Raw genomic sequence first — 18,993 nt, 5'->3', positions numbered from 1 at the left:
CGGTCCCGTTACGCGCGCTCCTGATATCGGGCATGGCCCGAATTGGCAAGGTGGCGCCGGCTCCCAAATGCCGCTCACCCGCCCCAGCGAGACCAGAATCCGCGCCAGCCGCCGGCCTGGGCCTTCGCGTGGTCCCTGGGCGTGCCGATTTGTTCCGTAAATTCATCGCTCGGACCCTCGTCGTCGATCCCTGGATCATCAGGGGCGCGGACGATCGGGATAACGGCGGGAATAGGTGCTGGTGTGGGCTTGCCGAGGTCGGCGCGGGTCCGGAACACCGGCGGTGCCGCCGCCGGCAATGATTCGACGATCTCGGGGGCCTGTTGGACCGGCTCGGCGGGCGTGACGACCGGCTCTTCCTTGGCTGTTTCCTTGACAGTTTCCCCGGCGATTTCCTTTGAGATTTCCTTGTCCTCAAGGGGCGGCGAATTGTCCTGCGGGGCAGGCACCGGATCCGGCGCCGTGACAACCGGTTCCGCCGGGCCTTCGCTCGGGGCCGCCGTCACCCGCTTCGGCGGCGGAGCCGCAAGCATGGCTTCCTCGAAGGCTGAGGATTCGATCATCGCGCCCCTGTCGGAAGGAAGACTAGCGACCGGCGTCTGCCACTGGAACGCGTCGAGCCGGCCGGTGACCGGGGACACCGGACGCCAGCGGTCGCTGACATAACCGTCCGCGGTCCAGGCCGGATCATGGCGGGCGCGCACCGCGCGCAAGGTCCAGGCGCGGGCCCGGCCGCCGTCACCATGCTCGGTACGCTCGATCTCGGCCATCAGCAGCGCCACGCGCTGGGTCGGATCGTTGACGTAAGGCGCCAGCACCGCGCGCGCACGGGCGAACTCGGACGCATCGATCGCGGCGCGCGCGATCGCCAGCTGGCCTTCGACATAACCGGCCTTGTCGGCAGGAATTTTGGCCGCAAGCGTCTCGACCCGCTGCAGACGCTGCCGCGCGGAATCGCCGAGCTTCACATGCGCATAGGCATCCGCGAGATCAGGATGCGGATTGGCGAGCCAGGCGGTTTCCACCAGCTTCATGGCGCGGCGTACCTGGTGCGCCTCGCTCTCGAATTTTGCGGCGAGCACTGCGGCCGGGACCAGGGTAGGCGCGAGCTTGACCGCCTGCATCACGCTCTCGCGCGCGACGTCGCGGTCCATCGTTTCCAATTCCAGCGCGCGTGCGGCGAGCAGCACGCCGCGCTGGCGGCGATAGGCCTGCTTGTCGATCAGACCCGCGGACAGATTCGAATCGAGGATCGCGAGCGCGCCGCTCCAGTCGCCGCGCGCGCAGCGGAAGCCGAGCACCGCATGCGAGGCCCAGGTCGAAGACGGCGACAGCTTGATCGCTTCCTCGGCGATCATCACCGCGCCGACCGCGTCGTCGGCGCGCTGCGCCTCGATGAACAGACCGCGCAGGCCGAGCAGGCGCGTGTCCTCGCGCTCGGCCATGGCACGGAAGACCCGCTGGGCCTCGTCGCGATTGCCCTCGAGCTGCGCCGATTGCGCATGCAAGAGAAGCGCGAGCGGATCGTTTGCGGCCAGCCGCCGCGCGGTATCGGCGTGACGACGGGCAAGCGCGGTGTCGCCATGGCCGATCGCAAGCAGGCCGTGGGTGATGGCGTGGCGACCGCGATCATGACGCTTTTCGTGACGACGGCGGCGCAGACGCCCCGGAGCGCGCCAGGCCATCGTCAGCAGGCTCCAGACCAGCACGACTGCCGCGGCAAAGAGGCCAAGCATGAACACGAATCTGGGAAGCGTCGTCGTGGCGCGGAAACTGCCTGCGGTCAGGACGAGATCGCCGGGCTGATCGGCAACCCAGGCCGCGCCGGCCGCCGCCAGCGCGATCAGGACGAGGAAGAGGACGATGCGAAGCATGACGATCCCTATACGCGCTGATTGTTGCGCGAACCTTTATTGACCAGGCTTGACGAGATCCGCCATGGCGGCGTCGGCGAATTTGCGTGAGGCGGCGAGCGCGGCGTCACGCGCATCGGCCTTGTCGAGCCAAGCTTGCGCCGGTGCACGATCGGCCTCCGGCAGCGTCTTCAACTCGCGCCGTGCCTCGACGAAATCGTTGCGCAGCGCAGCAGCCGTCACCCGCGCGACGATGGCGCCGCGATCATTGCCGACCCCGTCGGTACGCTCGATGCGGACGAGTTTCGACGCCCCTGCCTGAAGGCGCTCGACGATGCCGGTGCCGCTGGCCGGAGCTTCCGCCGGCGGCGACAATTTCGGCACGATGTTGAGGAGCTCGCGACTGAGCGCGACCGGCGTCGGAATGCCTGACGAAGCAAAGGTGTCGAGCGGCTTCAGCATATCCGGCTTTGCTGCCAGCGACCGCGCGGCGGCGAGCTGCGATTCGTAGGCGTCGCCGTGGCGAACGGCGACGTCGAGCAGGGCCGCCGCCACCACGTGGCGCAGCGGCTTGTCGTCCATCGTCTTCGCTTCGACGATCTTCTCGCTTTGCTGCGCGAGTTCCGCACGTTCGGTCTTGCTGGCACGCTCGAGCTGCGCGAGGCGGTCGTTGAGAGCGGCAAGATCGGGCGCGGCAGCGCGCGGCGCCGATGTCGCGTCGTTCAGGGCGCTCGCAGTCTTGTCGGATTGTGCGCGCAGATTGGCGATGTCGCTGCGCAGGATCGTTGCCGATTTCTCCAGCGCATCGATCCGCGCCACCATGGCCGGATCGGCGGCAGGCTTGCCCGCCTTGGCTTCGACCGCGGCCACGCGCCCGCTCAGCGCCTCGACGGTTGCGCCCGTCACTTGTGGAGCAGCCGGCGGCGCCTGCACCGCAGGCCAGCCCAGCATCCAGCCGACCGCGATCACAATGGCGGCTGCCACGGCGCCGGAGAACGGAGCGATAACCCAGGGTGAAATTGACGGCGATACCGACGCGGACGCAACGGAAGATTCTTCCTCGGCAGGCTCGGGCTGCGGCTCGGCATGAGCTTCTTCGGACTTTGCCTCTTGAGACTTCTCTTCTTGAGACTTGCCCTCTTCAGATTTGGCTTGCTCATGCGCGGCCTGTTCGGTCGCTGCCTCAGGCTCGCCCGCCACCTCCTGCGGCTGGGTCGAGACCTCGGTTGCCTGGAGGTCGATGGTGGGCGGGATGCGCTTGGCGCGGCCGGACTCGGGAGCCAATCCTGCGTCTTCAGGCTTGTCGTCGGCCATCGTGACGGTTCCTCACACTTACATGCCCTGAACGAACGGATCCGATTGCGTCGGATTCGGCCCGACCTCTTACGCCAAACGGGTGCGCAAAGCACGCTCCAAGGTGTCGAACAAGGCATTTTCGTCCGGCGTCGCCGCCACCAGAACCTGCGAGGCACCCGCCTCGCGCAGCACGCCCGCGACCGTCTCGGACAGGCAGCATTGCGGGATCGCCAGAGCCGAGATTTCGACACCTTCGGCGCGCGCGGCCTCCAGGAAAGCCCGCGCGCTGCGCCGGGAGTAATGCAGCACCGCCTCGATCCCATGGGCGGCAAAGCCCTCACAGACATCGCGCGGCAACAGCTTGACCGGCGCCATGCGGTAGGTCGTCTGCGTGACGACGTTGAAGCCTTCGGCGCCCAGCTCACCGCCGAGGTCGCGCGACAGGTCCGCGCCCGCGAGATAGAGCAACGTGCCCTTTTTCTTCAGCCGCTTGTCGCGCGCGCTCTGCATCACCTTGTCGCGCAGGGCAGCACCGTCGCCACCGGCGACGATCACCTCGGCAAAGCCAGCATCGCGCCCGGCGGCGGCCGTGTGCTCGCCGACCGCGAACAGCGGCAGCTCCAGGAGACCAAGGTCCGGCAATTGCGGCGCGACGGCACGGATTGCATTGGCCGACGTGACAATGACGGCGCTGTAGCTCGTTTCACTCTCGGCACGGAAGGCGACCGGCTCGAACTTGAGCACCGGCGCGAGCAGCACCGCATGCCCCCGTGCACGCAGATTTTCCGACGTCGCCTCATTGTCGGGATGCGGCCGTGTGACAAGAATGGACATCGCTTGTGTTCCCGAACCACGTGGCGGTGGCGCTTTCACGAGGAACGGCCGCGCGTGACGATTGCGTTGGCCGACCCCGGAATGCTACCGGACGTACCAGAACTCTGCTTTGCGGATGAGCGCAAGGGGCGAGAGAAGGGCGCAAATTGAATAACAATTCGCCAATGCTGGTACTGGGCATCGAAACCACCTGCGACGAGACCGCCGCGGCGGTAATTGAGCGTGCGCCTGACGGCAGCGGCAAGATCCTGTCCAATATCGTACGGTCGCAGGTCGAGGAGCATGCCCGTTTCGGCGGCGTGGTACCGGAGATCGCTGCCCGCGCCCATGTCGACCTGCTCGACGGCATCATCGACCGCGCCATGACTGAGGCCGGCATCGACTTCGCCCAGCTCGACGGTGTCGCGGCCGCCGCAGGCCCGGGACTGATCGGCGGCGTCATCGTCGGGCTCACCACCGCGAAGGCGGTCGCGATGGTGCACGACACGCCGCTGATCGCGGTGAACCATCTGGAAGCGCATGCGCTGACACCGCGCCTGACCGACGCACTCGAATTTCCCTATTGCCTTTTTCTCGCCTCTGGCGGCCATACCCAGATCGTTGCCGTCACCGGCGTCGGCCAGTATGTGCGGCTCGGCACCACCGTCGACGATGCGATCGGCGAGGCCTTCGACAAGGTCGCGAAAATGCTGGGCCTGCCCTATCCGGGCGGGCCGCAGGTCGAGCGTGTGGCAGTCAGCGGCGATCCCGCGCGATTTGCGTTTCCGCGGCCGCTGCAGGGACGCCCCGACGCCAACTTCTCACTATCGGGATTGAAGACGGCGGTGCGCAACGAAGCGAGCCGGTTGGCCGAGATCACACCGCAGGACGTCAGCGATCTCTGCGCGAGCTTCCAGGCCGCCGTGCTCGACTCCACGGCCGACCGGTTGAGCGTCGGTCTGAAACTCTTCCGCGAGCAGTTCGGTGCGCCACGTGCGCTGGTGGCGGCCGGCGGCGTTGCCGCCAATCAGGCGATCCGCGGCGCCTTGCATGAGGTTGCGAGCAAAGCCGGTACACAATTGATCATGCCGCCGCCGGCGCTCTGCACCGACAACGGCGCGATGATCGCCTGGGCCGGCGCCGAACGTCTCGCGCTCGGCATGATCGACACGATGGAAGCACAGCCTCGCGCGCGCTGGCTGCTCGATGCGAACGCGACGGCACCGGCCGGATACGGCAAGACACGCGCGGGATTTTAGCAATGACAGCGTTCCGATCTGTCGCGGTGATCGGCGCGGGCGCCTGGGGCACGGCCCTGGCGATGGTGGCGGCGCGGGCCGGACGGAACGTGACGCTGTGGGCGCGCAATCCCGAGCACGCGACGCGGATCGCATCGAGCCGCGACAATCCGCGGCTGCCCGGCGTGCGGCTTGCTCCGGAGATCATCGTCACGAGCGACCTGGCGCTCGCCGCGCGCGCGGATATGCTGCTGATCGCAGTGCCCGCGCAGCATCTGCGCGGTGCTGTCAACATGCTCGCCTCGCATCTGGCTAGACCGGTGCCGATCATTGCCTGCGCCAAGGGCATCGAGCACGGCACCCATAAATTCATGACCGACGTGATCGTCGAGGCCGCGCCTCACGCGCAGCCGGCGATCCTGTCGGGCCCGAGCTTTGCCGACGATGTCGCGCGTGGCCTGCCGACCGCGGTCACGCTGGCGGCGAGGGAAGAAACGCTGGCCAACCATCTGGTGCAGGCGCTGGGCTCGCCGACGTTCCGGCCCTATCACTCCACCGATGTCCGCGGCGTCGAGATCGGCGGCGCCGCCAAGAACGTGCTCGCGATCGCGGTCGGCATCGCGGTCGGGCGCAAGCTCGGCGCTTCCGCCCAGGCCGCACTCACCACCCGCGCCTTTGCCGAGCTGACACGCCTCGGCCGCGCGCTCGGCGCACGCAGCGAAACACTCACGGGCTTGTCTGGCCTCGGCGATCTGATCCTGACCTGCTCGAGCCCACAATCGCGCAATTTCGCGCTCGGCCTGGCGCTTGGCCGCAGCGAGCAGCCGCCCGCCGGCAAGCTTGCCGAAGGCGAATTCACCGCGCCGGTATTGATCGAGCTCGCGGCTTCACAAAGCATCGAAATGCCGGTATCGGAGGCCGTCGCATCGATCCTGACCGGCAGAAGCACGATCGACGCTGCGATCTCGGGGCTCATGACGCGACCTTTCAAGGCAGAGGAATGAACATGGCGTACTGGCTGGTGAAATCCGAGCCATCGGTGTGGTCCTGGGACCAGCAGGTGGCGAAAGGCGCCAAGGGCGAAGCCTGGACCGGCGTGCGCAATTACACCGCGCGTCAGAATCTCGTCGCCATGAAGAAGGGCGACAAGGCGTTCTTCTATCATTCCAACGAGGGCAAGGAAGTCGTCGGCATCGCGGAGATCGTCAAGGAAGCCTATCCGGATCCGACCGACAAGACCGAAAAATTCGTCTGCGTCGACATCAAGGCCGACAAACCGTTGAAGAGTCCGGTGACGATGGCCGCGATCAAGGCCGAGAAAAAGCTCGCCGACATGGCACTGGTGAAATATTCGCGCCTGTCGGTGCAGCCGGTGACGGCCGAGGAATGGAAGCTCATCTGCAAGATGGGCGGGATGTAGGCTTAGGTGCTGTAGCCCGGATGAGCGAAGCGATATCCGGGACTACTGCTGCGATCCCGCATGTCGCTACGCTCATGCGGGCTACGATATCGGAGCTTGTTTCTCCGGCAGCGCAAACACCTCGCAAGGCGCGGCGATGCCGCGCAGCGAATGCGATCCGAGCGCAACAAGAGGCATGTCGGTCTCCACGGCGAGCGCGCCCGACACCAGCACGGTTCTGCCGAGCGGCTTGCACAATCCTTCGAGCCGGCTGGCGAGATTGACGGCGGGGCCGATCGCCGTGAAGTCGAGCCGATTGGCCGCGCCGATATTGCCCCATAGCATCTCGCCAAGATGCAGCGCCGCGCCGAACGCGAGCGGCGGCAGATTTTGGGCACGGCGCTCCGCGTTGAGATACGTCATTCCGGCTTCGGCTGCGCTCGCGGCGCGCAGAGCCGCATCGCATGCTTGGCGCGCTGACGCCCCGACCACCGGAAAGATCGCGAGCACGCCGTCGCCGATGAATTTCAGCACCTCGCCGCCGAAAGCGTGAACCGCGCCGGCGATGCGATCGAACCAGGCATCGAGCGCCGCGATCACGCCGGCAGGCGGCGTGGTTTCCGACAGGAGCGTGAAGTTGCGCAGATCGGCATAGAGCAGCGCGGCCTGAATGGTCTCGCCGAGATCGCGCCGAAGGGGTGCCGCCAGCACCCGCTCCGCGCTGCGCTTGCCAAGATATGCATCCAGCGTCGCGCGCAAGGTTGCACGCGCGGCAAGCACCGCAAGAGGTGTCGCGGCAAAGCGCGCGGCCTGGCGCAATTGCTCGGTCTCGTCCGCGGTGAACGGACGCGGCCCAATCCAACCGAGCAACGGCCCGCCGGGCCGTCCGACCAAATCTTCGTGCACCTCACCGCCCGCGATGTCACGCAGCCAGCGGCGGCCGGCATCGTTGGGCGGGTCGGGCGCGAGGCCGCCTGGTGCGAAGCCGAGCGCCTCGATCACCCGGCCGTTCTCCGCGCGCCACAACCATGTCCGCTTCGCGATCAGCGGATGCGGCACCTCGAGTGTCAGGCTGCCTGCCGCAAGCGGCACGCCGTCGGCGACCAGATGTGCGCCGAGATCCGCGAGCAGGCGGTCGGCCCCGGTGCTATCGGCGGCGGCATCGATAAGCCAGGCGAGCGTCGGCGAGAGGTGCATGGCCCGATCATGACGAACGCAGGCGGTCTTTGTCACGGGCAATCCTTGACGGGCCGCTCGCGCGCCGCCATGTCCCAGCGTCAGCCCAGGATGATCGCCGATGACCGAACCGTTCATAGTGCGACGCGAGACCCAGATCGCCGCCCCACGCGCCACCGTTTTCGCTTACCTGACCGACCCCGAGAAGATTCTGAGCTGGATGGGTTCCGACGCGACCACGGAGCCACATCCCGGCGGGCTGTATCTGCTCAAAGGCATCGGCCCCCGCGGCGGCGTTGCCCGCGGCGCGTTCCGCGAAGTCGTGCCGGTGCATCGTCTCGCCTACACGTTTGGATGGGAGGGCGGCCAGGAAGTGCCGCCCGGCTCGAGCCTGATCGAGATCGACCTGATCGAACACGACGGCGGCACATTGCTGCGCATGACCCATAGCGGGCTGCCGACCGAGGAACAGGCTGCCGCACACGCGACGGGATGGGCGCATTATCTGGGACGACTCACGACCGCAGCCGCGGGCAGCAATCCCGGTCCCGACAACGGCGTTTCCACCAAGGCGTAACGACGCCAGGTCAGACCGCCGCGGTCGCCACCACCTGCTGCAAAAGTTGCTCGCGCCTGGCCTGCGAGCGCTGGCCCTTCATGGTCGCGGCGAAGCGTTCGAGGATGCCGTCCTCGAACGCGGTGACGATGGTATCGTGAACATAACTCTTGCGGCAGATCGCCGGCGTGTTGGAGAGCTGATCGGCCGCGCCGCGGATCGCCTCCAGCACCTGCTTCTTGCGGCCGCGCTGGCTGGTCGCCGGCGTGATCCGCGACAGCGATTCCACGACGACGGCAGAGGCCATCAGCGTGCGGAAATCCTTCAGCGAGATCTTGATGCCGGCGATCTCGCGCAGAAACGCGTTCACCTGCGTGGTGCTGACCGCGCGCACGATGCGATAGGGATCGCGATACTGGAACATGCGCTTGCCGGGAACGCCCTGCAAAATCCCGATGGCGCGCACGAGCTTGGCCGCGTCGCACTCCTTGCGCACCGCCTTGCCGCCCTTCGCCTTGAAGGTCAGCACGAAGCTGTCGTCTTCCAGCGAGACGTTGGACTTCAGCAGCGTGGTGGCGCCGCGGGTGCCGTTGAGACGGGCATAGGATTCGTTGCCGGGGCGGATCGCGGTGCGCGCAATCAGTTCGATGACGGCGGAGAGCGCGAACTCGCGGGTCGGCTCGTCGCCCGAGAGGAACGCCGAGACCTTGCGCCGGATCTTGGGCAGCGCGCCGACGAGCTTCTCCAGGCGATGCGCCTTGCGTTGCTCGCGGACCTTCTCCCAATCGGCGTGATAGCGATATTGCAGCCGGCCCGCGGCATCGCGTCCCACCGCCTGGAGATGCGTGCTCGGATCGGCCGAGTAGCGCACCTCGCGATACGCCGGCGGCACTGCCATTGAATGCAGCCGCCGAATGGTGCGGGCATCGCGGATGTGGACGCCGTTGGGCCGCACGAAGGAATAGCCCTTGCCGCGCCTGATGCGACGAATGGTCAGCTCGTTCTGGTCGCCGAGCCGCAGGCCCAGTTCCTTGGCGAGGGCCTCGACCGTCGCCGCAGGCGCCGTGTCGAACGCTTTTTTCGGGCTGGGACGGCCGGAACCGGCTGGTTTCGGCCATTGTCCGAGGGCTTTGGCCAGCGCAATGGCTGCAGGATCGGCTGAAGCGGGCCGCAAAGTCCCGAGATTCTGCTGATCCATCATAGTCTTATGCCTTAGCCCTGTCTGTTATCGGTCAATGCCGCTGTTCTGATTTTTGTTCCAAGGGGTCTCGTTGGGCCCGGGTTGGCCATTTAGGGTGTTCCGAACCGCATTGCGAGTCCCGAATCAGTGAGGGCGGTTTCTAAATACCGCTGCCGGGAGCATGGCGCTCTGCGCCGGCCCATTCCGAGGAGCTCGGTAAAGACCCGAAAGCCCCCGTCGTCCTGTTTCAAAACTGCGACAGTCGCACGAAGCGGCTTGATCCTCCGCATGGCCGACTGCTCGCCGAAGGTCCAGCTTGTGCACCTTGTCGGGTCCGGTTAGCCCGACGCATAATCGGTTCAACGATCAAGTCGGCTCGCCCGTGGTCTGTGCTCGGCTTGCCGTATGTGGAGGGAAACATGTCCGAGAAGATCTACGACGTCCCCGCGGAATGGGCGAAGCGCGCCTGGGTCGACCAGGCCAAGTACAAGGACATGTACGCCCGCTCGATCTCGGACCCGAACGGTTTCTGGGCGGAGCAGGCCAAGCGCATCGACTGGATGCACGCTCCGACCAAAATCGAGGACGTCTCCTTCGCGCCCGGCAACATCTCGATCAAATGGTTCGAGGACGGCATCCTCAACGTCGCCCATAATTGCATCGACCGGCATCTCCACAGCCGCGCCAACCAGACCGCGATCATCTGGGAAGGCGACGATCCCTCACAATCCCGGCACATCACTTACAAGGAGCTGCACGACGAGGTCTGCCGGATGGCCAACATCCTGCGCACCCGGAACGTCAAGAAGGGCGACCGTGTCACCATCTACCTCCCGATGATTCCGGAGGCGGCCTACGCGATGCTGGCCTGCGCGCGGATCGGCGCGATTCACTCCGTGGTGTTTGCCGGCTTCTCGCCCGACAGTCTCGCCCAGCGCATCAACGACTGCCAGTCCAAGGTGATCATCACCGCGGATGAGGGCCTGCGCGGCGGCAAGAAGGTGCCGCTGAAGGCCAATGTCGACGCGGCGCTCGCCAAGGCAGACGGCGTCGACTGGGTCGTCGTGGTCAAGCGCACCGGCGGCGCGGTCGAAATGAATCCCTCGCGCGACCTCTGGTACCACGACGCCGCCAAAATGGTGACGACGGAATGCCCGGTCGAGCACATGCACGCCGAGGATCCGCTGTTCATCCTCTACACCTCGGGCTCGACAGGCCAGCCCAAGGGCGTGCTGCACACATCCGCCGGCTATCTCGTGTTCGCCGCGATGACGCATCAATACGTCTTCGACTATCACGACGGCGACATCTACTGGTGCACCGCCGACGTCGGCTGGGTCACCGGCCACAGCTACATTCTCTACGGACCGCTAGCTAACGGCGCGACCACACTGATGTTCGAAGGCGTGCCGAATTACCCGGATAATTCGCGGTTCTGGAACGTCATCGACAAGCACAAGGTCAACATCTTCTACACTGCGCCGACCGCGATCCGCGCGCTGATGCAGAGCGGCGACGTGCCCGTGAAGAAGACCTCGCGCGCCAGCCTCCGCCTGCTCGGCTCGGTCGGCGAGCCGATCAATCCGGAAGCCTGGGAGTGGTATCACCGCGTCGTGGGCGACGACCGCTGCCCGATCGTCGACACCTGGTGGCAGACCGAGACCGGCGGCATTTTGATCACGCCGCTGCCCGGCGCCACCAAGCTCAAGCCGGGCTCGGCGACGCAGCCGTTCTTCGGCGTGGTGCCTGAGATCGTCGACGCCGACGGCAACGTGCTGGACGGCGAGACATCAGGCAATCTGTGTCTGACGCGGTCATGGCCGGGCCAGATGCGCACGGTCTATGGCGACCACGCCCGCTTCGAGCAGACTTACTTCTCGACCTACAAGGGCAAGTATTTCACGGGCGACGGCTGCCGGCGCGATGCCGACGGTTATTACTGGATCACCGGCCGCGTCGACGACGTCATCAACGTCTCCGGCCACCGCATGGGTACCGCCGAAGTCGAAAGCGCGCTGGTGGCGCATGAGAAGGTCTCGGAAGCCGCCGTGGTCGGTTACCCGCACGACATCAAGGGTCAGGGCATCTACGCCTATGTGACCCTGATGGCCGGCATCGAGCCGACCGAGGATCTGCGCAAGGAGCTCGTCACCTGGGTGCGCAAGGAGATCGGCCCGATCGCTGCGCCCGACCAGATCCAATTCTCGCCCGGCCTGCCCAAGACCCGCTCCGGCAAGATCATGCGCCGCATCCTGCGCAAGATCGCCGAGGACGAGCCGGGCAGCCTGGGCGACACCTCGACCTTGGCCGATCCCGGCGTGGTCGACGACCTCGTCAAGAACCGGCAGAACAAGAAGTCGGCGTAAGGCAGTCTCGTGCCCCCGGACGCAGCGCAGCGCTCTTTAGCGGTGCGCTGCTGAGCCGCGGCCCACGCAACAGCAGACTCTGTGGCGTCCTGGATCCTGGCTCTGCGTCGCACCTCTGCGCCGCGTCCGGGACACGAGACCGCATCGCCGCGTTAGCGTCTCCGGCATCAACCGCCGTTCACATCCTCACGCACTTGTCAGGCCGCGACCCGGCGCCCGGGCATCTTTCCGGCTGAGTGTTGTTTTCAGGTCATTTACTTTGTTTCGAACATTTCCTTTGTTCCCCCTGCTGGCCGGCCCTTGGCGGCCGTGCGTGGAAACCATCCGGTTAACAGGCGCGGTTAAGAATGTTCCCTGACAAGGACCTGTAACAAGGACTTGCAACAAGGACTTGGCGGGCCGGCGATTGCCGGTTTTGCGTAATTTTGGACGGTCCGTTCGGGGCAAGGGGAAAATCGATGTCGATGAGGATTGCTGTGGCGCTGGCCGCCACCGTCGGGGCTGGGGTCTTGATGTCGACGGCGGCGCAGGCACGGCCGGAAATGGTGGGGACGCACCTGGCTGACTATTCGCCGGGCACCATCGTGGTCAAAACCAACGAGCGTCGGCTCTATCTCGTCCTCGATAACGGCCACGCCGTGCGCTACCCGGTCGGCGTCGGCAAGTCCGGCAAGCAGTGGGCCGGCACCACCCGCATCGACGGCAAGTACCGCAATCCGGCCTGGGCGCCGCCTGCCGAAGTGAAGCGCGACAAGCCGAGCATCCCGGACGTCATCCCGGGCGGCTCGCCGCGCAATCCGATGGGCGTCGCGGCGATGACGCTGTCCGGCGGTGAATATGCCATCCACGGAACCAACGTGCCGGGCTCGATCGGCGGCTTCGTCTCCTATGGCTGCATCCGCATGCTCAACGACGACATCACCGATCTCTACAGCCGCGTCTCGGTCGGCACGACGGTGGTCGTGACGCGCTGATCGCCGGCATCAGGGCGAGACAACAAGAGCCGCGTCTTTCGACGCGGCTTTTTCGTCACCAGAAGCGCCAGCTCCGCGCGCACCAGCCGTCGCGATGGCCGCCATTGTAGCTCCGTGCGTAACCGCCCGCGAGCAACGCCGCCGAAACGTTGTCGGTTCGACTGGTCGCGACGTCGGCGAGAACGCGGCCGTATTTGTCAGGTCCGAGATTGGTGATCGTCACGCCACCTTGGCCGAGCAGGTCGCGGAGCGCGGCAGCGGCGGCTTCAGCCTTGTCGAGTTCTTCCTGGCAGGAGGCTTTCATCTCAGGTGCATCGATGCCGCGCAGGCGAACGCGCGCGACGAGATCGCGGCCATCGCGTTGATGCACGCGCGCAAGGAAGGTGTCGCCGTCGATAGTCCGGATGACGTCGACCGGCTCGCGACGATCGGGATGGCCGGCCTGCCGGAGCACGATCTCGGCATCGCCGGTGCGACCGTCGTCTACGTGCGGGACAAGCCAGTTCGTTCCGTCGCGGAAGGTGAGCACAATCGCCGCGACAACACCGACCACGAACATCCACGGCAACAGCCCCGAGAAACGGCGACCGAACGGCGAGCCGCTGTATGAAGGCCGATATGGGTGGCTTGGATCGAAACGCGACATCCGCGCACGCTAGGGCTGAGTCGGGCAGTCCGGCAAGCGAGCCTCAAAAGACAAGCTTCAGAAGTCGGAAGCGATGCCCTTGCGCTCCCAATCGCCATAGCGGGTCGGCTCGGGTCCTTTTGGCCCCTGCAACTCCTTTGGCGCCGCCTGGGCGTCGTTTTTGGCTCGGACTGCCGCAGCCTGCCGTCGCGCTTCGGCCTCGGCCAGCGCACGCTGGGCGGCCGGCGTGAGCTGCTTGCGGTCGGGAACGGAAGGCTGGTCACTCATCGTCGGCTTTCTAGCGCGGGGCGGCCCGCGACGCGACGCCCAATAACGCATTCCTGAAATGGCTCTGAAAGGGCTGAAAAACCCGGAAGCGATTCTTACATTTGGCATATTCGCGTGCCAGAGATCACCTCCTCAAGGCATGCGCCCATTACGGCGAACTGCCGCTCGCTCAGAACCTTGTTTCCGCATGCCTTCTCAACGTTTCGCTCCTCCATCCGAAGTGCCCGGTCTCGCGGCGCGGCGGATTGCCGCCGACATCGTCGACGGCGTGCTGCAAAAGCACCGCACGCTTGACGAGCAGCTCGACGGCAGCGGCGCCCATCCCGGACTGAAGACGCTCCCCGACCGCGACCGCGCGCTGATGCGCCGCCTGGTCGCCACCGTGCTGCGCCGGCTCGGCACGCTCGGCCATGTGCTGTCCCGCCTGCTCGACAAGGGCATTCCCTCCGACGCGCCGCGCGCGCAGAGCGCGCTGTTGATCGGCGCCGCCCAGATCCTCTGGATGGACGTGCCCGATCACGCGGCCGTCGATCTCTCCGTTCGCCTCGTGCAATCCGACCGGCGCGCCGCGCGCTATGCCGGCCTCGTCAACGCCGTGCTGCGCCGTTGCGCCCGCGAGGGCAAAGCGCTGGTGGACGAGGTTGCCGCACAATCGCTGGACCTGCCGCCCTGGATGGTCGCGCGCTGGCGCGCGCACTACGGCGAAACAGTCGCAAGAGACATGGCGCTCGCGCTCAGCCACGATCCTTCGCTGGATCTGACTGTGAAGTCGGACGCCGCGCAATGGGCGAGCCGCCTCCATGGCGAAGTCCTGCCGACCGGATCGGTTCGTACGGTGCTGCACGGCGCAGTGACCATGCTTCCCGGCTTCGCCGAAGGACAATGGTGGGTGCAGGACGCCGCCGCTGCGCTGCCGGCCCGGCTGTTCGGCGACATCAAGGGCAAATCCATCGCCGATCTCTGCGCCGCTCCCGGCGGCAAGACCGCGCAACTGGCGCAAGCCGGCGCCTATGTCACCGCCATCGACCGCTCGCCCGCCCGGGTGGCGCGCCTGCGCGAGAATCTGACGCGGTTGTCGCTCCAGGCCGAGACCGTCGTCGCCGACGCCGCGGAATGGTCCGGCCCTGCCGATGGCTTCGACGGCATCCTCATTGATGCGCCTTGCACATCGACCGGGACGATCCGCCGCCATCCCGACGTATCCTGGCTTCGGCAGGAATCTGACATCGCCGCAATGACCGCGCTCCAGCGGCGGCTGCTGCAAAAATCGGTCTCGCTGCTCAAGCCCGGCGGAACGCTGGTCTACTGTACCTGCTCGCTGGAACCCGAAGAGGGCGAGCATGCGGTCGCCGCGCTGCTGGCAGCAGAGCCTGGGCTTCGCCGGGTTCCGATCGATGCGTCCGAGGTGTCGGGACTCAGCGAGATCGTCACCGCCGAGGGCGATCTGCGCACTCTGCCCAGCCATCTGCCAAACGCTGATCCCAAGCTCGGCGGGCTCGACGGATTTTTCGCGGCCCGGCTCGTTAAATCCTGATTTTGCACTGGATTTTGCAACCACGGCGCTGATTCGCGTCGTTCAAGGTGGTGTCGGCCGTCCGATTTTGGGATTAATAAGGATTCGTCGGAATCCTCTCCCCCATCAAGGCAAGGCGTGTCGGTCGCTCAACGCAGACGTATCTCGACGCTGGTGATGAACCGCTTCGCGCGGAACATGCTCGCGCGCGCGAGCGGCGGTTCCGTCGCCCTGTCGCGGGTCTGGCCCGGCCGCGCCGACCGGTTGATCATCGCGCCGCATGATCTGCGCACCGCGGATGCGACCCGCGCCGCCGAGATCTATGCCGGCCGCTTCGTCTTCGCCGGCAAGATCGTCAATTGCCACGGCCGCTCGATCTTCGATCTCGAGCCGCCGTCGGAGGATTGGGAGGTTGCGCTGCTCGGCTTCGGCTGGCTGCGCCATTTGCGCGCCGCCGACACCGCGCTGACGCGCGCGAATGCGCGCTCGCTGATCGAGGACTGGATCGGCAACCCCGCCAGCAAGCGCCGTCCCGTCGCGCGACGCGCCGACGTGCTGGCGCGACGCGTGATCTCCCTGCTGTCGCAGGCGCCGCTGGTGCTCAACGATACCGATAACAAATTCTATCGTCGCTATCTGCGCGCGCTGGCACGCGAGATCCGCTTGCTGCGCTACACCATGGTCAACATTCCCGACGGAGTGCCGAAGCTCCAGGTGCTGATCGCGCTGTGCTATGCGGCGCTGTGCCTCGCCAACCAGGCAAGTCACATCCGCAGCACCTCGAAAAAGCTCTCGGATGAATTGCAGCGGCAGATCCTGCCCGACGGCGGGCATGTCTCGCGCAACCCGGGCGCGCTGATCGAGCTGTTGATCGACCTGTTGCCGCTGCGGCAGACCTTTGCCGCGCGCAACATCGCGCCGCCGCCCGCGCTGCTCAATGCGATCGATCGCATGATGCCGATGCTCCGCTTCTTCCGCCACGGCGACGGCAATTTCGCGCTGTTCAACGGCATGAGCGCGACGCCCTCGGACCTGCTCGCGACGCTGCTTGCCTATGACGACACCCACGGCGCGCCGATGTCGAACATGCCGCATACCGGTTTCCAGCGCCTCGATGCCGGCCAGACCACGCTGATCATCGACACCGGCCCGCCGCCGGCGGCCGGCGTCAGCCATGACGCCCATGCCGGCTGCCTGTCGTTCGAACTGTCCTCCGGGATCAGCCGCATCGTCACCAATTGCGGCATGCCGACCACGGGCCGCGACAATTGGCGGCCGTTCGCACGCGGCACGGCGGCGCATTCGACGCTGACCTATCACGACACCTCGTCATGCCAGTTCGTGGAGATGTCGGCGATGAAGCGGCTGCTGCACGGTGCTCCGGTCACCAGCGGCCCCGTCGAGGTCGAGAGCTATCGCGAAATCGTGCAGAATGGCACGCTGCTCACGACGTCGCATGACGGCTACCTCACAAAATTTGGCGCGATCCACCGCCGCGTGCTGATGATCGCCGATGACGGCGCACGCATCGACGGCGAGGACACGCTGTCGCCGCCGCAAGGCGGACGCTTCAAGGGTCCGGATGCCGATTTCGCGCTGCGATTCCATCTGCACCCGGCGGTGAAGGCGAGCCGGCTGTCCGACGCCCGCGGCGTCATGCTGGTGCTGCCGAACCGCGACGTCTGGACCTTCGAGGCGCTCGACGACAAGGTCGAGCTGGAGGACAGCGTATCCCTGGCCGGCAATGACGGCCCGCGCCGCACCGCGCAGATCGTGATCCGTCAGGATGCGCGGCAGGCGCCCTCGATCCGCTGGAGTTTTGTCCGCTCCACCGCCTCGCCGGCGATCACGAATGCCCGCAGAAATGCGCGGCGGGAGCCGGAACTTCCGCTGTAGACGCATGTGATTCGGCCCGATCTGAACGTTGTGAAAGCGACCGAAAACTGCTATCGAGCCCTCGCTCGCGCGACTGGCGACCTTGGATGGAGCACCATCGGGAAGCGCGAGACTGAGAAGCCGCGCGCCTGGGCATAGACACTCCTTCAGACAGAGGATCTTGCTCATGACTGACCATCCCCGCCGCGTCACCCGCGCCCTTCTCTCCGTTTCCGACAAGACTGGCCTGATCGAATTCGCGAAGGCGCTTGCCGCGCACGATGTCGAGCTGGTCTCGACCGGCGGCACCGCGAAGGCGATCGCCGCGGCCGGCCTCAAGGTGAAGGACGTCTCCGAACTGACCGGCTTCCCGGAAATGATGGATGGCCGGGTCAAGACGCTGCATCCGAAGGTGCATGGCGGCCTGCTCGCGATCCGCGACAACAAGGACCATGCGGACGCGATGACGGCGCATGGCATCGCGCCGATCGATCTCCTCGTCGTCAATCTCTATCCGTTCGAGGCGACCGTCGACAAAGGCGCGGGCTTCGAGGATTGCATCGAGAACATCGATATCGGCGGCCCCGCGATGATCCGCGCCGCGGCGAAGAATCATGACGACGTCGCCGTCGTGGTCGAGGCGCAGGACTATCAGGCCGTGCTCGACGAGCTCGCCGCCAACAAAGGTGCGACCACGCTGAAGTTGCGGCGGCGCCTTGCCGCCAAGGCTTACGCGCGCACTGCCGCCTATGACGCCGCGATCTCGAACTGGTTCAACCGCCAGCTCGAAATCGACGCGCCCGATTTCCGCGCCTTCGGCGGCCGGCTGATCCAGTCGCTGCGCTATGGCGAGAATCCGCACCAGACCGCGGCGTTCTATGCGACCCCCGACAAGCGGCCGGGCGTCTCCACCGCGCGGCAGCTCCAGGGCAAGGAGCTCTCCTACAACAACATCAACGACACCGATGCCGCCTATGAATGCATCGGCGAGTTCGACGCCAAGCGCACCGCGGCCTGCGTCATCGTCAAGCATGCCAATCCCTGCGGCGTCGCGGAGGGCTCCGACCTGGTCAGTGCCTATCGCAAGGCGCTGGCCTGCGATTCCACCTCGGCGTTCGGCGGCATCATCGCGATGAACCGCGCGCTCGATGCCGACACCGCGCGCGAGATCACGAAAATCTTCACCGAGGTGATCATCGCACCTGACGCAAGCGAGGAGGCGATCGCCATCATCGGTGCGCGCAAGAACCTGCGCCTGCTGCTCGCCGGCAGCCTGCCCGACCCGCGCGCGCCGGGCCTCACCGCCAAGACGGTGGCGGGCGGTCTCCTCGTGCAGAGCCGCGACAACGCCGTGGTCGACGACATGACCTTCAAGGTTGTCACGGAGCGCGCGCCCACTGATGCCGAGATGCGCGACCTGAAGTTTGCTTTCCGTGTCGCAAAACACGTCAAGTCCAACACCATCATCTACGCCAAGGATCTCGCCACCGTCGGCATCGGCGCCGGCCAGATGAGCCGGGTCGATTCAGCGCGGATCGCGGCACGCAAGGCTCAGGATGCGGCCGCCGAGCTGAAGCTCGCCGAACCGCTCACCAAGGGCTCGGTGGTGGCGTCGGATGCGTTCTTCCCGTTCGCCGACGGCATGCTCGCCTGCATCGAGGCCGGCGCCACCGCCGTGGTGCAGCCCGGCGGCTCCATGCGCGACGACGAGGTCATCAAGGCCGCCGACGAGCACGGCATCGCCATGGTGTTCACGGGCACGCGGCATTTCAGGCACTGATGGATTGGCATACGGGCCATTCGATCGAATTCGTCATTGCGAGCGCAGCGAAGCAATCCAG

The 18,993-nt window shown here is 66.2% G+C and carries 16 protein-coding genes and 1 riboswitch; of the genes, 9 read left to right on the top strand and 7 right to left on the bottom strand.

Annotated features, from left to right (window positions below; all coding sequences use genetic code 11):
- Positions 1-74: 74 nt before the first annotated feature.
- From N551_RS0106790 to N551_RS0106780, 3 genes are all read right to left on the bottom strand, one after another.
- The gene (locus N551_RS0106790) at positions 75-1,874 is read right to left on the bottom strand and encodes a heme biosynthesis protein HemY (RefSeq protein ID WP_027566309.1); all 1,800 of its coding nucleotides are present in this window, start codon (positions 1,872-1,874) and stop codon (positions 75-77) included.
- A gap of 36 nt (positions 1,875-1,910) precedes the next feature.
- Positions 1,911-3,167: a COG4223 family protein gene (locus tag N551_RS0106785; protein WP_027566308.1), complete on the bottom strand. Its 1,257-nt coding sequence runs from the start codon at positions 3,165-3,167 to the stop codon at positions 1,911-1,913.
- Positions 3,168-3,236: 69 nt separating this feature from the next.
- Positions 3,237-3,983, bottom strand: a complete 747-nt coding sequence (locus N551_RS0106780) for a uroporphyrinogen-III synthase (protein ID WP_027566307.1) — start codon at positions 3,981-3,983, stop codon at positions 3,237-3,239.
- A gap of 164 nt (positions 3,984-4,147) precedes the next feature.
- Between N551_RS0106780 and tsaD the strand changes: the two genes are divergently transcribed.
- The 3 genes from tsaD to N551_RS0106765 are packed head-to-tail and all read left to right on the top strand — an operon-like array spanning position 4,148 to position 6,620.
- Complete coding sequence (gene tsaD / locus N551_RS0106775) at positions 4,148-5,221, top strand: tRNA (adenosine(37)-N6)-threonylcarbamoyltransferase complex transferase subunit TsaD (protein ID WP_027566306.1); 1,074 nt, start codon at positions 4,148-4,150, stop codon at positions 5,219-5,221.
- A gap of 2 nt (positions 5,222-5,223) precedes the next feature.
- Positions 5,224-6,204, top strand: a complete 981-nt coding sequence (locus N551_RS0106770; protein WP_027566305.1) for an NAD(P)H-dependent glycerol-3-phosphate dehydrogenase — start codon at positions 5,224-5,226, stop codon at positions 6,202-6,204.
- Positions 6,205-6,206: 2 nt separating this feature from the next.
- Entirely contained in the window at positions 6,207-6,620 is a 414-nt protein-coding gene (locus N551_RS0106765) for an EVE domain-containing protein (RefSeq protein WP_027566304.1), read from the top strand.
- Between the two features lie 81 nt (positions 6,621-6,701).
- On the opposite strand, the gene N551_RS0106760 is transcribed toward N551_RS0106765, so the two are convergent.
- Complete coding sequence (locus N551_RS0106760) at positions 6,702-7,796, bottom strand: adenylate/guanylate cyclase domain-containing protein (protein WP_027566303.1); 1,095 nt, start codon at positions 7,794-7,796, stop codon at positions 6,702-6,704.
- A 100-nt stretch (positions 7,797-7,896) separates the two neighbouring features.
- On the opposite strand from N551_RS0106760, the gene N551_RS0106755 reads away from it, so the two are divergent.
- On the top strand, positions 7,897-8,352 hold the full coding sequence (locus tag N551_RS0106755; protein ID WP_027566302.1) for an SRPBCC domain-containing protein: 456 nt from the start codon (positions 7,897-7,899) through the stop codon (positions 8,350-8,352).
- A 10-nt stretch (positions 8,353-8,362) separates the two neighbouring features.
- On the opposite strand, the gene N551_RS0106750 is transcribed toward N551_RS0106755, so the two are convergent.
- Entirely contained in the window at positions 8,363-9,532 is a 1,170-nt protein-coding gene (locus N551_RS0106750) for a DNA topoisomerase IB (protein WP_027566301.1), read from the bottom strand.
- Positions 9,533-9,930: 398 nt separating this feature from the next.
- On the opposite strand from N551_RS0106750, the gene acs reads away from it, so the two are divergent.
- A complete protein-coding gene (gene acs, locus N551_RS0106745; protein WP_027566300.1) occupies positions 9,931-11,877 on the top strand; it encodes an acetate--CoA ligase in 1,947 nt (648 codons plus the stop codon).
- A gap of 458 nt (positions 11,878-12,335) precedes the next feature.
- Positions 12,336-12,851 carry a L,D-transpeptidase gene (locus N551_RS0106740; RefSeq protein ID WP_027566299.1) on the top strand — a complete coding sequence of 172 codons (516 nt, stop codon included), beginning with the start codon at positions 12,336-12,338 and terminating at the stop codon, positions 12,849-12,851.
- Between the two features lie 55 nt (positions 12,852-12,906).
- On the opposite strand, the gene N551_RS0106735 is transcribed toward N551_RS0106740, so the two are convergent.
- Both N551_RS0106735 and N551_RS0106730 read right to left on the bottom strand, forming a co-directional pair.
- Positions 12,907-13,497, bottom strand: coding sequence for a thermonuclease family protein (locus N551_RS0106735; RefSeq protein WP_027566298.1), 591 nt, complete (start codon positions 13,495-13,497; stop codon positions 12,907-12,909).
- A gap of 57 nt (positions 13,498-13,554) precedes the next feature.
- Positions 13,555-13,764, bottom strand: a complete 210-nt coding sequence (locus tag N551_RS0106730) for a DUF1674 domain-containing protein (RefSeq protein ID WP_027566297.1) — start codon at positions 13,762-13,764, stop codon at positions 13,555-13,557.
- A gap of 187 nt (positions 13,765-13,951) precedes the next feature.
- On the opposite strand from N551_RS0106730, the gene N551_RS0106725 reads away from it, so the two are divergent.
- The 3 genes from N551_RS0106725 to purH all read left to right on the top strand — a co-directional run bounded on the left by N551_RS0106725 (position 13,952) and on the right by purH (position 18,932).
- Positions 13,952-15,298, top strand: a complete 1,347-nt coding sequence (locus tag N551_RS0106725; RefSeq protein ID WP_027566296.1) for an RsmB/NOP family class I SAM-dependent RNA methyltransferase — start codon at positions 13,952-13,954, stop codon at positions 15,296-15,298.
- Between the two features lie 156 nt (positions 15,299-15,454).
- Positions 15,455-17,173, top strand: coding sequence for a heparinase II/III family protein (locus N551_RS0106720; RefSeq protein ID WP_027566295.1), 1,719 nt, complete (start codon positions 15,455-15,457; stop codon positions 17,171-17,173).
- Positions 17,174-17,232: 59 nt separating this feature from the next.
- A riboswitch (ZMP/ZTP riboswitch) is annotated at positions 17,233-17,314 on the top strand.
- Positions 17,315-17,339: 25 nt separating this feature from the next.
- On the top strand, positions 17,340-18,932 hold the full coding sequence (gene purH, locus N551_RS0106715; RefSeq protein WP_027566294.1) for a bifunctional phosphoribosylaminoimidazolecarboxamide formyltransferase/IMP cyclohydrolase: 1,593 nt from the start codon (positions 17,340-17,342) through the stop codon (positions 18,930-18,932).
- The last annotated feature ends 61 nt before the right edge of the window (positions 18,933-18,993 follow it).

Origin of the sequence: Bradyrhizobium sp. URHA0013 (assembly GCF_000518345.1) — a bacterium.
Classification (GTDB): domain Bacteria; phylum Pseudomonadota; class Alphaproteobacteria; order Rhizobiales; family Xanthobacteraceae; genus Bradyrhizobium.
The sequence above is the reverse complement of the archived record's forward strand: the minus strand, read 5'-3'. Positions and strand labels throughout refer to the sequence as shown.